General features: G+C 65.0%; 11 protein-coding genes. 2 read left to right on the top strand and 9 right to left on the bottom strand.

The annotated features are described in order from the left end of the window. Window positions 1-43: 43 nt before the first annotated feature. Genes QQK16_RS03740 through gspD form a run of 9 tightly spaced genes read right to left on the bottom strand, consistent with a single transcriptional unit; the run spans window position 44 to window position 10,125 of the window. Entirely contained in the window at window positions 44-1,252 is a 1,209-nt protein-coding gene (locus QQK16_RS03740; RefSeq protein ID WP_284195082.1) for a type II secretion system F family protein, read from the bottom strand. After that, complete coding sequence (locus tag QQK16_RS03735; RefSeq protein WP_284195081.1) at window positions 1,252-2,820, bottom strand: GspE/PulE family protein; 1,569 nt, start codon at window positions 2,818-2,820, stop codon at window positions 1,252-1,254. Before QQK16_RS03735 ends, QQK16_RS03740 begins: the two co-directional genes overlap by 1 nt. Next, window positions 2,821-3,567 (bottom strand): hypothetical protein, encoded by a 747-nt coding sequence (locus QQK16_RS03730; protein ID WP_284195080.1) that lies wholly within the window; start codon window positions 3,565-3,567, stop codon window positions 2,821-2,823. Continuing rightward, window positions 3,564-4,250, bottom strand: coding sequence for a hypothetical protein (locus QQK16_RS03725; RefSeq protein WP_284195079.1), 687 nt, complete (start codon window positions 4,248-4,250; stop codon window positions 3,564-3,566). Before QQK16_RS03725 ends, QQK16_RS03730 begins: the two co-directional genes overlap by 4 nt. Further along, window positions 4,222-5,502: a PilN domain-containing protein gene (locus tag QQK16_RS03720; protein WP_284195078.1), complete on the bottom strand. Its 1,281-nt coding sequence runs from the start codon at window positions 5,500-5,502 to the stop codon at window positions 4,222-4,224. The genes QQK16_RS03725 and QQK16_RS03720 overlap by 29 nt, the downstream gene beginning before the upstream one ends. Then, the gene (locus tag QQK16_RS03715) at window positions 5,499-6,419 is read right to left on the bottom strand and encodes a hypothetical protein (protein WP_284195077.1); all 921 of its coding nucleotides are present in this window, start codon (window positions 6,417-6,419) and stop codon (window positions 5,499-5,501) included. Before QQK16_RS03715 ends, QQK16_RS03720 begins: the two co-directional genes overlap by 4 nt. A 4-nt stretch (window positions 6,420-6,423) precedes the next feature. Next, window positions 6,424-7,023, bottom strand: coding sequence for a prepilin-type N-terminal cleavage/methylation domain-containing protein (locus tag QQK16_RS03710; RefSeq protein WP_284195076.1), 600 nt, complete (start codon window positions 7,021-7,023; stop codon window positions 6,424-6,426). Between the two features lie 7 nt (window positions 7,024-7,030). Beyond that, complete coding sequence (locus QQK16_RS03705; RefSeq protein WP_284195075.1) at window positions 7,031-7,819, bottom strand: ABC transporter permease; 789 nt, start codon at window positions 7,817-7,819, stop codon at window positions 7,031-7,033. After that, window positions 7,816-10,125, bottom strand: coding sequence for a type II secretion system secretin GspD (gene gspD / locus QQK16_RS03700; RefSeq protein WP_284195074.1), 2,310 nt, complete (start codon window positions 10,123-10,125; stop codon window positions 7,816-7,818). The genes QQK16_RS03705 and gspD overlap by 4 nt, the downstream gene beginning before the upstream one ends. A gap of 246 nt (window positions 10,126-10,371) precedes the next feature. Here gspD and QQK16_RS03695 point away from each other — a divergent pair, with 246 nt between their 5' ends. Continuing rightward, entirely contained in the window at window positions 10,372-12,300 is a 1,929-nt protein-coding gene (locus QQK16_RS03695; RefSeq protein WP_284195073.1) for a PIG-L family deacetylase, read from the top strand. A 55-nt stretch (window positions 12,301-12,355) separates the two neighbouring features. Next, window positions 12,356-14,209, top strand: coding sequence for a glycosyltransferase family 2 protein (locus tag QQK16_RS03690; RefSeq protein WP_284195072.1), 1,854 nt, complete (start codon window positions 12,356-12,358; stop codon window positions 14,207-14,209). Window positions 14,210-14,879 lie beyond the last annotated feature (670 nt).

The following is a 14,879-nucleotide window of genomic DNA, read 5'->3' as shown; positions in this document are numbered from 1 at the left end:
CCTGGATGGTAGCGGGTTTGTTGTGGACAAGCAGGTGATTGCCTTACAGGCCCATGTCGTTGATGGAAAAGATGGCAGATAGCATGGACAAAACAATGGCGCCGATCAAGCCACCCATGATGATGATCATGGTGGGCTCGAACAGTGCGATCAGGCGCTTGGCGGCCTTGCGCACATCGGCGTCGTATTGCTCGGCAACCTTGATCAGCATGGCGCCGACATCGCCGGTCTCCTCTCCCACGCTGACCAGATTGGACAGCAGGGGCGGGAAGAACGGGTCATTGCGCATCGGTGCCGCCAGCCCCTCGCCGTCGCGTATGCCGCGTTCCAGCCGGCCGAGTGCCTGATTGACGTGGATATTCTCGGATAGCCGCGAGACGATGTGCAAGGACTTGAGTATGGGTACGCCGGCCTGCAAAAGGGTTCCCATGGTCCGACAGGCGCGACTGAGGTTGGCCTTGAGCAGCAGCGAGCCCAGCAAGGGCAGGCGCAGTACCAGGCCGTGCCACCACAGCTGGCCAGGGCGGGTGCGGCCATAGGCCCAGGCGGTGATCCCAAGTATCAGTCCGGCCGCCAGCAGTTCCAGGCCATGCTGGCTCAGCAGGCTGGAGGCACCGATCAGGAAGGCGGCGCTGCCGGGCAGCTCCTGCCCCATGCTGTCGAAGACATCGGCAAACTTGGGGATGACGGCCAGCGTCAGTACAGCGATGGCGGAGATGCCGAACAGCAGCAGGGTGATGGGGTAGATGGAGGAGGAGATGAGGAAGTTGCGGAACTCGATGCTGCGTTCGTAGAACTCGATCAGGCGTCGCAAGGTCAGCGGCAGGATGCCGCCCTCTTCACCCGCCCGTACCATATTGACGTACAGCCCGGGAAAGGTTGCGCCATGGCGCTCAAAGGCAGCGGCCAGGGTGCTGCCGCGCTCGATGTCGAGCAGCAGCTCGCCCACGATATGGCGTGCAGCCTCGCCGGGCAGGGTGCCGCGCAGCAACTTGAGCGCCCTGTCTATGGGCAGGCCGGCATCCAGCAGGCTGCCCAGCTGTTCGGTCAGCTCCAGTACCTGGCTGCGGTTGAGGCGAGCCGCTGGCCGCTGGGTCAGCAATTGGCCCAGGCTGACACGGGGCTTGATCGAGAGTATGTGGAAGCCATCTGCCCGCAAGGCGGCTTCGGCCTGGGCCAGGTCGCTGGCTTCGAGGCGGCCGCTGACCTCGCGGTCGGTGTCGGCCAGGCGGATGCGGTAGTTGAACTGCACTAACCGTCCTCCCGCGTGACGCGGCCCAGTTCTTCCAGGGTGGTCTCGCCTGCCAGGGCCTTGAGTATGCCGGCCTGGCGCATGGTGCGTACCCCTTCTGAGAGGGCGATGCTGCGTAGCTCGGTGCTGGGCGCCTTGCGCAGGATGGCGGACTTGATGGCCTCGGTGACCGGCATGATCTCGTAGATGCTTTGCCTGCCGCTGTAGCCGGTATGGCTGCAGTGGCCGCAACCGCGACCATGCCATAGCGTGGTGGCCGAGTCGGCCTGGTAGCCTTCCTGCGCCAGGAACAGGCGGTCGGCTGCGTCGGCGGGGCGTGGCTCGCGGCAGTGCGGACAGATCAGCCTGACCAGCCGTTGGGCCAGCACCATGATGAGGCTGCTGGCGATCAGATAGCTTTCTGCGCCCATGTCCTGCAGCCGGTGGGGGGCGCTGAAGCTGTCGTTGGTATGCAGGGTGGACAGTACCAGGTGGCCGGTCAGGGCAGACTGGATGGCGATGTCCACGGTCTCGGGGTCGCGGATTTCGCCGATCATGATGATGTCGGGGTCTTGCCGCACGATGGCGCGCAAGGCACGGGCAAAGGTCAGGTCTATCTGCGGCTTGACCTGGACCTGGTTTATGCCGTGTATCTGGTACTCCACCGGGTCTTCCACCGTGATGACCTTGACGTCAGGGCGGTTGATCTCGGACAGGGCGGCGTAGAGCGAGGTGGTCTTGCCCGAGCCGGTGGGGCCGGTCACCAGAATCATGCCGTGGGGCTGGGCGATGGCATGGCGGAACGCCGCCAGGGTGTCGGCTTCGAAGCCTAGCCGAGCCAGCGACAGGCTGGCATCACGCTGGTCCAGCAGGCGGATGGCCATGCTCTCGCCGTAGACCGTGGGCAGGGTGGAGACACGCATGTCGATCTCACGCTCGCCCAGGGCCATCTTGATGCGGCCGTCCTGCGGCAGGCGCCGTTCGGCGATGTTCATCCTTGCTCTGAGCTTTAGGTGCGAGATGGTAGGCAGAAACATGCGCCGGGGCGGCGATTCCACATCGTGCAGCACGCCATCGAGCCGGTAGCGGACCTTGAAGACGTCCTGGTAGATCTCCAGGTGGATATCGGAGGCGCCGCGTTCGGCTGCTGTCTGTATCAGGTATTGGGCCAGCCGGACCACCGGTGCGTCTTCGGCCTGGCTGCGCAGGCTTTCCAGATCGTCTTCATCGCCAGCCTGAGCGTCTTCGGGGGTGTTGGCCATGCTGCGACCGTCGTGCTGGCCGGCCAGGAGGGCGAGACCCTGAGCAATCAGCTCGGGGGAGGCCAGGGCCAGGTGCAGTTCGCGCTGGCCGGCAAATTGCCTGAGCGCCTCCAGTGCCGCCCAGTTGAGGGGGTAGCTGCAGGCGACCTTCAGGGTTTCACCATCGAAACCCAGCGGCAGCAGGCTGTTGGCTGCCAGGAAGGCGCTGGGCACACCCTGCATGGGCAGCGGCGGTGGGTCCAGTGCGTCGGCGCCCAGCAGGGGCAGCCCCAGTTGCCGGGCTGCCGCTGCCAGATCCAGCGGTGGGAGCGAAGGAGTGGCGATCATCTATTTGGGCGGGTTGTTCTGCTGGTTTTGCTGATTCTGCTGATTGCGCCTGGCCAGCTGGATGGCTTCCAGCAGGGTCATGCCGGTGGGGGCGGGCGTGGCAGGCTGGTTGGTCTCGGGCTGCTGGCCCGGTTGCGGCGCTGCCGGGTTGCTGGCAGGGGGTTCCTGCACCGGCGGGGCGGCGATGACGGGGGCGGGCAGTGCTTGGACTTCGGCCGCGACAGCCGGGCTGGCCTCGCCATTGTCATTGACGATGGTGGGTACGGGTGCGGCCAGCACGATGGCGACCTGATCGGGCGGTGGCAGGGCCGTGCCGACGGCGGGTCGGCCCTTGACGATCTGGTAGGGCAGGGTGGTGGTGCCGCTGCCGGCATCCAGTACCACCTCGCTGGCATTGATCTGGCTGATCCGGTATTCACCCAGGTTGTCGCCCACGCCGACCAGCCGCAAGGGCCGGGCAGGCTTACCGGCCTGCGGCGGTGCCTGCAGCTTGGGTGAAAGCACCTCCAGCAGGGCCTTGCGAGTGCTGCCAGCCAGGATGATGCCCCGCACCCGGACTTCGGACTCGGTCAGTGCCGGTGGGGGCGGGGGCGGCGGAGCCGGCGCCTGCCAGCTTTGCCGCTTGGGGTCGAAGGGATTGCTGGTGACGATGCGTTCCAGGCTGGGCTTGGCGGGTTTGGCCTGGGCGGGCGGGGCCGGGGGGGTGGTCTGGGCCAGCGAGCCGGCAAACAGTAGGGCGATCATCATGGCATCTTGCTCCCTGCGGGCAATGCTGCTTTGAGTGGCTTGCCGGGGCGATTATCCGCCTTGGGCGGAAAATAAAGTGCGGCCAGCTCCAGCTGCACCCGGAACTGCTGGCGCGCCACACCGTCGGCGGAATTGATGTCGATACGTGTCATGCGCTGCAAGCGGCCGGTGCTGTTGACCAGCTGGTCTATGGCCAGCAACTGCTGCGGTATGGCCGAAAAGGTGAGGGTAAGGCCCAGCTGGCTGGGCTGGCCGCGGCTGATGCTGCCTGGCTGGGCGGTGGCATCGCTGATGCCCTGGCTGCTCAGTTGGCTCAACCATTCTTGCTGCCAGGCGGCTTGGGCGGCTTCGGCGGTGGCGCCCTGCAGGGCGTTCTGCAGCATGGCGGCATGCTCGGGCTGGCTATCGCGTAGGCCTTGTTCTATGCGTTTTTTCTGCTCGGCCAGGGTCTTGATCTCGGCCAGGTCGGCGGCGGCGCGGCCATGCAGCTTGCGCTGGCCGGCCAGCTCGGCCAGCGTGCTGTCCAGCCACAGCAGGCAACCCAGCAGCACGATGGCCAGCACGCCCAGCACCTTGAAACCCAGCAGCCGGTACAGCCGCTCAAGGTTGCGGCGCCAGCGGGGCCAGGGTGATAGCCGGGGTAGCCGCATGGGCTCAGGAGGCTTGGGCAGGCTTGCGGACATGGAATTCCAGACTGAACTGTTTGGGTGGGTCTATGGTGGGGGCCGGTTTGCCAGTATCCAGCGGCGCCAGGCCCAGCGGCTTCAGCCGTTTCTGCATGTCGGCCTGGCTGGCGCCTTCGCCGGCGATCAGCACCTGCTTGCCATCATGCCGATAGCGGGTGAGCCAACTGCCATCGGGCAGCAGGGGAGTGGACAGGGCAAGCGCATCGAGCAGGGCTGGGCCACGGACAAAGCTCTCGGCGGCCAGCAGTTGCTCGCGCAGCGTCAAGAGTTCGCGGCGCTTGGCCTGCAGGCGCTTGTGGGCCGGCTGCATCTTATCGGCGGCTTCGTTGAGCTTGTCGGTCTCGGCCCGGAGATTCTGCTGCTGCCAATGCAGGCCGCCCATGCCGGCAACCAGCAGCAGGCCGACCGCTGCGGCCCAGGGGGTAAAGCGCGAGACCAGCCAATCGCGCGAGGGTGGCTGCCACCAGCCCCTGGCACCGGCCAGCCAATGGCTGAATACCTGCTGGGACAGGTCGGGCGGGGCCTGTGGGCTGAGCACATGGCGGCCACCCAGGGTGGCTTCCAGCTGGGCCTGCTGCTCGGCAGGGAAGCCGGAATGCAGCACAGGCGCGCCTTCGCTGTGCCCCAGACTGGCCAGCAGCAGCGACAGTCGTTGCGGCCAGCCGGTCTGGGCGGTGCTGAGAGAGGCGACGGTGATGGGGATGCCGGCGCCATCGCAACGCCAGACGATCAGCTGACTGGCCTGGCACCAGAGCCAATAGGCATTGCGGCTGGCTGGGCTGGCCTGAGCCAGCAGTTGCGCTGCCGGGTAGCATTCCTGCAGGCGCATGCCCAGCTTGTCTAGCGTGGTGCGCAGGTTCTGCAGCTCGCTGGCGGCGATCCAGCACAGCCTGAGCTGGTCGGCCGGGCCGGCCTGGCTGCAGATGGCCAGCGAGGCGGCTGGGTAGGGCAGCTGACTGGCCAGCAGTTCGGCCTCCTGCTCCGGCGGTGCCAGGGTTTTGCTGCGGGGGGCTTGCAGCAGCCCGCCACTGGCGGCGTCTGGCACGGCCAGTACCCGGCAGCCTGGTGGGACGCCCCAGGCCAGCAGGCAGGGACGCAGGGTGCCGGGCAGTTGTTCCAGCAAGGGGGCTTCGCCGCTGTCCAGCCGCCAGGGCAGGGTGGCGTGCTCGGCACGATACCAGCCGCGCCAGTCACGGCGGTAGAGGCTGACCTCGAGATGAGCGGCATTCAGGACTATGACCAGTTTCACGGCGGGCTCGTTGTATCGCTTCGGCTATCTTCGGTTTCGGTGAGCAGTATCAGGGGTTGGCTGTGCCAGCCGCTGTCGCGCCTGAGCAACTGCACTTCGGCGTAGAGAGGGCTGCCATCCAGCTTGAGACGTGCCAGCAAGGCTGTGCCAGGCGAGAGAAAGCGGCCACTATCGCTACCGAAAGTGTCCAGCCATAGCTTTCTATCGACCTTGCCGTCAGAGCGCAAGCGTTTGAGCGTTGCCAGTTGTTCCGCAGTGTAGCCTGTCAGGGCGGCGACCACAGGCAGGGGCGTGGTTTCGGGGTCTACCCATTTGCCACCGCTGCCCAGGGTGATGAGGTCGTAGAAGCTGGGGTTGTCGCTGCCTGCTTCGCTGGTTTGCAGCAAGGCAGGGGGGAGGCCGGCGATGTCACGAAAGCTGCTGCGGTCGGTAAAGCCGGTATCGGGCCGGGCGGCAACGATGAGGCCGGCGTACTGTGCGGCGGCTTCGGGCGCTATGCCTAGTTCCTGCAGCAGCCGGGTGTATTCCTTTTCATCCAGCAGGTTGAAGTCGGGCTGAGCGGCGCGGTCTTCCAGGGTGATGCGGACCTGCTGCTCGCCTATGGTGACCTCCTGCTCGTCGCCGGCCCCCCAGCGCGGCAGCTTGCTCAGTACCGGGTCGCCGGCATGGGCGGGCGCTGCCAGTTGCTGGGCCAGATCGAGCTGCGCCAGCAGCAGGGTATGGGCAGCCTGCAGGGTGTGCTCGTCCTGGGTGCCGCTGACCTGGTTGATCACCAGCTGCATGCCCAGCCGTTCGCGGTAAGCCACGGTCAGGGCCAGGCTGGCCAGGGCGATCAGCACGGCCATGACGTACAGCAGGACATAGCCTGACTGGCCGGCCGGGGGGCGGGCCTGAGTGGGATGGGCGGGTGTACGCAAGGGGCTAGCCACGGCTGAAGACCAGCGGGGGCAGTGTGAAATAGCTGCCGCCAAGGTGGAGCCGGAAGGCGACCGGCGGGGGGGTAGCGCTGCTGTCCAGCCAGCGGTAGGCGGTAGGCTGGCGCTCGCTACCCTCCTGGGCGGCCGTGGGCTTGGGACTATCTGGATCGGCCTGCAGGTATTCGAAGCGACATTGCGTCAGCTGGTCCAGCAGGGTCTCGGCCTGGATGGCGGGTTCTTCGTCGCTGGCCGTGGCGGCCTTGTCAGTCTTGGGGCGCTCGGTGCTGATCAGCTCCAGCCGCCAGGTTTGCTCACCGTCCTGCTGGCAGCGCAGGCCCTGCTGCGCGGCGTCCTTCTTGCCTACCCATAGCTCGGCATCGCTACCCTTGGCGATGGCTAGCCCAGGAGCAAAGCGCAAGCGCAGATAGCTGGCCACTGCCTGCATCTCTTGTAGCTCGCTATAGAAGGCACGGGTGCGTTGGGTGTGCTGCAGGCCCAGGCGGAAGGCGCTGGACAGGGCGATGCCTATGGCGGCCGCCAGCAGCATGGCGATCAGTAGCTCGATCAGCGTGAAACCCTGTTGGCGGCGGCGGGCTTGGGGCATGGTGCGATCACAGCACGTCGGCAAAGCCCTTGCGCAGCAAGCGGAATGCCGACAGGCCCAGCAGCGCGACCAGGCCGGCTACCAGCCAGTAGGCCAGCAGCAGCTCGCCTGCAGGTTGTGCGGCGCCCAGCAGCCAGCTGCGGGAGAACTCGATGGGCAGGGTCAGCGGGTTGATGATCAAAAGTCGGGCTATCCAGTCGGGGAGTATCTCGACCGGATAGAAAATCGGGCTGAGGAAGGACAGCAGGGTCAGGATGAAGGCGACCACCGGGGCCAGATCGCGCAGATAGACGCCGAAAGCCGAGACCAGCCAGCATAGGCCCAGGGTCATCAGGGCCAGCGGCAGCATGACCAACGGCAGCCACAGCAGGCCCAGCGGCAGGCTGTGATGGACCACGGTATAGAGCACTGACCACACCAGTACGCCGATCAGCCAGTTAAAGCCGGCGGTGGCGATGGTGACCAGCGGTAGGGCCGGCAGGGGAAAGATGACTTTCTTGACGTAGTTGGCGTTGGCCTGCAGCAGGCCGGGCGCCCGCCCCAGGCTTTCGGCGAAGAACTGCAGGAACAGCATGCCGGCAAAGACATTGAGGGCAAAGGCGGTTTTATCGTTGGCGGCATCGCCTACCCAGCGTGCCTTGAATACCTCGCTGAACACCCAGGTGTAGACCGCCAGGGTGAGCAGCGGTGTCAGCACGGTCCAGAACCATCCGAGAGTGGTGCCCCGATAGCGGGCGGCGATCTCGCGCCGCGACAACTGGCCCACCAGATACAGCAACGAACGCAGCTTTCTCATGGCTTGGGTGCATCTATGGCCAGGGTGGGCGGCAGGCCGGCTTTCTGGCGCCTGGCGGTGTTCAGCAGTTCGCGGACTTCTTCCATGGCGTCGTCCAGTTGGCGGTTCAGCCGGTCGGCGTCGCTTTGGTTGTTGATGACGTAGGGGGTCAGGGTCAGCAGCAATTCGGTCCGTTCTGTCTTCTTGGTTTGTGCCCGGAACAGATTGCCCAGGACGGGGATGTCCTTCAGATAGGGCACGCCTGTTTCGTTGACGCTACCGTTGTCCTGGATCAGCCCGCCTATGACCAGGGTCTTGCCTTCCTGCAGGCTGACCTCGGTCTGCACGCTGCGCTTGGTGAAGCGGGGCAGGGTGGTGGCGCCATTGGTATCGTTGGCCACGGTGCTGACTTCCTGGTTGATTTCCAGGTTGACCAGGCCCGATTCGTTGATGCTGGGCTTGACCTGCAGGATGATGCCGACGGTGCGGTAGGTGAAGCTTTCGGCGATGGTGGAGCCGGTGGTGCCGGTGTTGGCGTTGCTGATCTGCTGGGTCCGTACCGGGACTTCCTGGCCGATTTCTATCTTGGCTTCCTTGCCATCGCTGGCGACGATGCGGGGCGAGGCGAGGATGGTGATGTCGTCGTCGTTGGCCACGGCCTGGATGGCGCCCATGGCGGTGCCCACGCTGTCGGTGACGCTATAGAGCAGGCCGCCGGCCTTGGCGTCTATGGTGCCGCCCAGCTTGGCGGCTGCCTTGTAGATCTGGCCGTCTATGCTCAGCTTCTCGTGCAGCAGGGTCCACTCTATACCCAGGCGGTTCTGCTTGCTCAGGCCGACCTCGATTACATTGGCCTGTATCAGCACCTGGCGGGAGACGGTGTCGAGTTGCTCCAGCAATTGCAGTATCTGCAGGTAGTCTTGCCGGCTGGCCTTGATGATCAGCGAGTTGGATTTCTCGTTGGGGATGATCTGTACCTCGCCCGACAGGCCGGTGCCCGAGGCGCTGGTGGTGGGGACGTTGCCTTTTTGCACCACCTTGGTGGCCCCGGTGCTGGTGGCCGGTGCGGCGCCACCGTAGATCTGGCTGATCAGGCCGGCCAGGTAGGCGGCCGTGCTGTTCTTGACGGTGTAGATGTTGATGCGGGAGTTGAGGCCTTCCTTGGGGGCGATATCGACTTCGCGTATCTGCTTGCGGGCGGCTTCCAGCACGTCTCGGTTGGAGGCGGCCACCAGGATGGCATTCATGCGCTTGATCGGCATGAAGAACACCTTGTTGGCTTCGGTGCCCCGCCAGTTGTACATCTGCGAGGTCTTGAACAGGGTTTCCATCTCGCGGGCTACTTCGGTGGCATCGCCGTTTTCTATCTGCACCATCTCGGTCTGGACCTTGGCCAGATAGTCGATATCCAGCGACTGCACCAGTTCCTGCAGTTTTTTGACGTTGCGGGCGCGGTCGACCACGATCAGGTAGTGATCAGTGGGGTCGTTGACCAGGGTGGCCTGCGGGCCGATGAAGTTGCGCAGGGTGGCGATCAGGGCCGAGGGCTGCACATGGCGGGGCGCGAAGATCTGCACCACGCTGCCGTTGTCGCCCACGGCGGTACTGGAGACGGTATCGCGGGCGGCTAGGTTGTCGCGCACCACCTTGTACAGATTGCCGTCGCGGATGATGGAGATGTTGTTGAGCGCCAGCACGCTTTGCAGCACGCCCAGCAGGTCTTCTGAGTTGACCGGGCTGAGGCCGTTGATGTTGACCTTGCCGGTAATGCCCGGATCGACGATGTAGTTGAGCTGCAGGATGTCGCCCATGATGGTCTGCACCACCTCGTAGACATCGGCATTGTCGAACCGCAGGGTGACGCCACCCGCGCCGACCAGTTGCGGCTGCTGTGTCAGTACCCTGTCGCGCGGGGCGATGGGCTCGATGGCGGCGACCGTCTGCGTGGTGGGGGCGGTAGCGGTGGGTGCCGGGGTGGCGGTGGTGGTGGCCGCCGGCGTGGTTGCTGCAGGCTTCGCTGCCGTGGTACTGGCGGGTTTGACCCGTGTCTCGGTGGGCAAGGGCTTGGCCACGGGCTGCGCGGTCGGCGGCGTGGCCGGGGCGGGCGTGACGGCTGTGGGTGTGGCAGGCTGGGCCGGCGGTGGCGGCACGCCGGGCGGCAGGTTGCGCTGCATCTGCCGTATGGCATCCAGCAGCGTGGGTGCGGCGGCGGGGGCAGGCGGCGGCGGGGTTTCTTCGGCCAGGGCTGTGGTCAGTGCCAGTGTCAGAACGATGTTCCGGGTGCAGTCCGGAAGGCGGGGCGTGGGCTTGCTGATTTTGCTTGGCATCGTTTGAGTGTCGTCTCTGGAGGGGACTGGCCAATCTATGTATAGGGAGGAAGCGGTTCCGAGAACCTGGAATGATCCGTCAGCCTGAGAAAATCTTATCATACTGGCCGAGCAGCATAGGCTGCGCCGCGCGATTGCCTGCTGCAGCACATGCCTGGTGCAGGGCAGCCACCCAGCCATGCTGCCGCACCCTGCGGCAGATGCAGGGGTAAAATGCGGCCGACGCGCTACAGACATTGGATAACCATGCCGGACACCCACACCCTACGCGAAGAGAACCTGGTTCCTTTTATGGCTGAACCCGTGACTGCGGCCCGCCTGCTGGTCTTTGCGCCGCACCCTGATGACGAGGTGTTCGGTTGCGGCGGCACCTTGGCCCTGCATGCCGCCACGGGTGCGGAGATCCAGGTGGTGATATTGACCAGTGGAGAGCATGGAGAGTTCGGCAAGGACCCGGCGGCCAGGCGAAATGAAAGCGCCCAGGCCGCCAGCTTGCTCGGTTATGCCGCGCCGGTGTTCTGGGGCTTGCCGGACCGGGGGGTGGTATGCGACGAGGCCCTGGTGGGCCGCATGCTGGCCCTGATGAGCGAGTTTGCACCTGAGCTGGTGTTTGCTCCCTCGGTATGGGAGGTCCACCCTGACCATGTGAATACGGCCCTGGCGGCCCTGGAGGCTTTTCGCCGCTGGGCGGCGCCGACGGCACGCTTGCTGGGATACGAGGTGGGATCGGCGCTGCAGCCAGACGCCCTGTTTGACATCACTACCACGTTTGCGGCCAAGGAAGCCGCCATGGCGGTATTTGCCAGCCAGTTGGGCGTGCAGCGCTATGACAGGCAGATCAGCGGGCTGAACCGGTTTCGCAGCTATACCTTGGGTGCTGCCGAGGCGGTAGAGGCCTTCCATGTGACGGAGGCGGAGGATTGCCGCCATGGGCTGCCGGACAGCCTGCAGGGGATTGCCGGCTACCGCCGCGTTATCCAGCACAAGCTGGCTGCCAGCCGACCTGCGACGGTGAGTGTGTGCCTGCCAGAGGTAACTCCCGCCCTGCTGCCCTCGCTGCTGGCCGACCTGGCACACCAGACCCATGCTGCGGTAGAAGTGCTGGTGGACCGCGAGGTTTTGGCGGCGGCAGTGCTGCCGGCAGGCTTGAGCGAGGCGCTGGCGCTGGTGGGGGTGGCAGAAGCGCATCCCGGTGGCCTGTGGGGGGCCGCCAGCGGGCACTTTGGCATGGTGCTACGGGGCGGCGTAAGGCTGCTGCCTGACCACCTTGCCAAGCTGCTGGCCAGCTTGCAGGAGGATGATGGCGCCGTGCTGGCCGTGGCGGCCTGTGCTGCCGATGCCAACCTGGCACATGCGCAGGAAGGCTTGTTGCCGCCCGCAGGCAGCGCTGCGGCTTGGTGGACTTTGGCGCCCCTGTTGCCTGCCGCGGCCTATTTGTTCCGGCTGGATGGGGTGGTCTGCCCCGATGCGGGGGCTGTGCAATCGGACTGGGTGCATGCGCTGGCCACGGCCAAGTATGGGCGCGTACTATGCCTGCCACAGCCTACCGTACACCTGCTTGAGCGTCTGCCTATGCCGGATTGCCATTTGGTTGCCGATATTCTGGCGCGGTTTGGGCGTAACGTGGGTGCGGAGACAATACGCGAGTTGCTGGGGGTAGTGAGCCAGATCGGGGCGGTGCAACTGGCCCGCGAGACGGCATTGCTGACTTCGCTGGAGCAATATGCGCCTGCCGTAGTCGGCTTGCGGCGTAGCCTGGCCGAGCGGGATACCACCCTGGCCCAGCGGGAGGCGACACTGGCTGCACGGGATGCGGAGCTGGCGCACCTGTTAGGGGATATGGCGAGCTTGCGGGCGACGATTGCGGCGGAGCGGCATGAGCTGGCCGCCCAGCTGGCGGCCAATGGCCAGTTGTTGGCGCAACAGGTGGCGTTGGAGCGGGGCTTGGGGGCTGAGCGGCTGGCCTTGGCTCAGGCCACTGCGCAGTGGCAGCAGGCGCAAGCACAGGCCGAGCAACTGCGCCTGGAAACAGCGCAAAGACTGGCCGAGCAGCAGGCGCAGGCACAGCTTGCGCAGGCTGAGGCGTTGCGGTGCCAGGCCCAGCAGTATGAGGCCAGCCGATCGTGGCGCTGGACCCGGCCCTTGCGCTGGCTGACAAGTTTGCTGGCTCGTTGAGCCGCATGCCTTTATCATCAGCGCCCGCCGCAACGTACTGAAGTGTTTGGAAGCCATGTCGGATTTGGTCAAAGAAATGGATGTGCTGGTTGTCTGTTACCAGCCCGCACGGGAAGGCCTGGATGAGCTGCTGCAGAGCCTGGACAGGGAAAGGCTGCGCAGCGGGGTGTCGTTGCGGCTGCTGGTGTGGGACAACTCGATCAGCGAGGACGCGCGGGAGCGGGTGAACCAGTGGGTGGCTGCGGCACCAGCTGCGTTTGCGGCACAGGTATGGCGTGATGGCGGCAACCTGGGTTTTGGCGGCGGCCATAATGCCTTGCTGGCCCATGCCAAGGCCGATTGGCTGTTGCTGCTGAACCAGGACCTGACGCTGGAGCCCGATGCGCTGGGCCAGTTGCAGCAACGCGCTGGCAGTGCCGCTGATGTGGCGGTATGGGAGATGCGCCAGCTGCCCTATGAGCATCCCAAGGTATATGACCCCAGCAGCCTGGACACGCCCTGGTTCAGCGGTGCGGCCTTCCTGATACGGCGTACGGCCATGTTGCAGGTGGGGGGGTTCGAGCCGCGCATATTTATGTATGGCGAAGATGTAGACCTGGCCTGGCGACTACAGGCCAAGGGCTGGCGTACCTGCTACCTGCCGCAGGCGGCGGTGGTGCACCATACCTATCGCTATGCCCATGAGGTCAAGCCCTTGCAGGCGCTGGAAGGCACGCTGACCAATCTGTGCCTGCGGGCCCGCTTTGGCAACTGGAGCAATGTGGCACGTGGCCTGGCCATGCTGGGCACCGAGATCATGATGCCGTCCAGTTTCCCTGGCCGGCGCTGGGGACTGATCAAGCTGTTCTTCCGCTTCTGGCTGCGTTTTCCGTATTTCTGGCGCAGTGGCCGGGAGTGGCGCGGCAAGGGGCAGTCGCAGTTCCTGTTCTGGAACTATGCCATGCACCGCGATGGCGCCTTCGAGGTGTTCAAATCCCGCGTGGGTGTGGACGTGGCCGAGCTGCCGCTGGTGTCGGTGATCGTGCGTACGCACGCCCGCCCGGATGTGCTGCGTGAGGCGCTGCAATCGCTGGCGAACCAGACCTACCCACGGCTGGAAGTGGTGGTGGTGGAGGATGGCGCACCCACGGCCCAGGCCATGGTGGAGGCCGAGTTTGCCGGGCGCATGAATGTGCGTTATTTCGCCACCGGGGAGAAGGTGGGGCGCTCGGAAGCCGGTAACCGCGCCATGGCTGCGGCCCAGGGCGAGTGGATGAATTTTCTGGACGACGACGACCAGCTGTTTGCCGACCATGTGGAAGTGCTGCTGGAAACGGCCCTGAGCCAGGGCAAGCGCGGCGCCTATGGCCTCGCCTGGGAGGTGGCGACCGAGATCGACTCCTACAGTCCTTTCCGCTACCGCGAGCTGAACCATGCGACGGTGCACAGGCAGCCGTTTTCGCGCTTGACCATGTGGCACCACAACTACCTGCCCATTCAGGCGGTGCTGTTCCACCGCAGCCTGTTTGAGCGGCATGGCGGCTTTGCCACCGAGATGGACCAGCTGGAAGACTGGAACCTGTGGACCCGCTATACCCTGCATGACGACTTTGTGATGGTGGAGAAGACCACCTCCAAGTACCGGGTGCCGGCCAATGCCGAGGTGCAGCAGGCACGGCAGGGCAAGCTGGACGAGGCTTACCAGTATGCGCTGGCCAAGCAGGCCGAGATGAAGCTGACCATGACGCCGCAGGAGATATTGGCGCTGGTGGGGGATTTCAACCGCAGCCAGACGGTGGTCTATATCACCAAATCGTCGCTACGCCATATGTTCCAGACCTGGCCGGGCCTGCGCTGGCTGTATGCCCGGCGGCAGGTGGTGCGGCTGGGGTTGCGGCGCATGCGGGCTTGGTTGCCGGGGCGGGCGTAGGTTTGGGTGGTGTTGATGTAGCGTGGGGGTGTGGTGGCGTTGGTGGGCGGTGAGTGCTGGGAAATGCTTGGTGTGCCGGCGTGTTTTGAGGTGCTTGCCGAGTGAGGGCGTGCGGCGCAATGCGCTTTGCTTATTGCGCCCTACGCGCTTAATCCTAGGAGACGTCGTTCGTATGAGACCAGGCGCACTCGTTGCAATCGGAGCCGTGATACTGCCCAGTGCGGCGTTCGCACTTGGGGGCGAAGGAATGGTTGGGGGCTTACTCAAGGGTGCTGGGATCCTGGTCGCTTGGTTCGTCATAATGATCTGGAGCTTTTTTTGGCCTTTTAGGCCATTCGAATTCGCTTGGTTCTTGACATGGGCTGTGCGCTTGAGCGTGCCAATGTACGTCTTGTGGGAAGTCCTTGCGATTGATGGCTTAAAAAATACGGACTGGGAGAGGCAAGAGCATAAGGCGAAGCAAGAGCATAGTCGTCGCGAGCTTGCTGCTACGTTCAAGGCTAGTTGCGAGGCACACGCTCCGAATGCAACACGCATCCTCCAAGTAGAGACCGCGGAACGTCCAAAGACTGTCTATGTGGAGGATTCGGACGGGCTGTCCGGGCCAGAAATAAGCTCGCGCTTGGCAGAGTGCGCGCATCGTCGCGTGCCCGCCTGCCGGGCGCTGGGC

The sequence above is a fragment of the Chitinimonas prasina genome, from assembly GCF_030160395.1.
GTDB classification, from domain to species: domain Bacteria; phylum Pseudomonadota; class Gammaproteobacteria; order Burkholderiales; family Chitinimonadaceae; genus Chitinimonas; species Chitinimonas prasina.
The sequence above is the reverse complement of the archived record's forward strand: the minus strand, read 5'-3'. Positions and strand labels throughout refer to the sequence as shown.

Excerpts from the sequence above, each read along its gene's own strand:
- QQK16_RS03735 (WP_284195081.1), bottom strand. The coding sequence starts at position 2,820 with ATGATCGCCACTCCTTCGCTCCCACCGCTGGATCTGGCAGCGGCAGCC.
- QQK16_RS03730 (WP_284195080.1), bottom strand. The coding sequence starts at position 3,567 with ATGATGATCGCCCTACTGTTTGCCGGCTCGCTGGCCCAGACCACCCCC.
- QQK16_RS03725 (WP_284195079.1), bottom strand. The coding sequence starts at position 4,250 with ATGTCCGCAAGCCTGCCCAAGCCTCCTGAGCCCATGCGGCTACCCCGG.
- QQK16_RS03710 (WP_284195076.1), bottom strand. The coding sequence starts at position 7,023 with ATGCCCCAAGCCCGCCGCCGCCAACAGGGTTTCACGCTGATCGAGCTA.
- QQK16_RS03705 (WP_284195075.1), bottom strand. The coding sequence starts at position 7,819 with ATGAGAAAGCTGCGTTCGTTGCTGTATCTGGTGGGCCAGTTGTCGCGG.
- gspD (WP_284195074.1), bottom strand. The coding sequence starts at position 10,125 with ATGCCAAGCAAAATCAGCAAGCCCACGCCCCGCCTTCCGGACTGCACC.
- QQK16_RS03695 (WP_284195073.1), top strand. The coding sequence starts at position 10,372 with ATGCCGGACACCCACACCCTACGCGAAGAGAACCTGGTTCCTTTTATG.
- QQK16_RS03690 (WP_284195072.1), top strand. The coding sequence starts at position 12,356 with ATGTCGGATTTGGTCAAAGAAATGGATGTGCTGGTTGTCTGTTACCAG.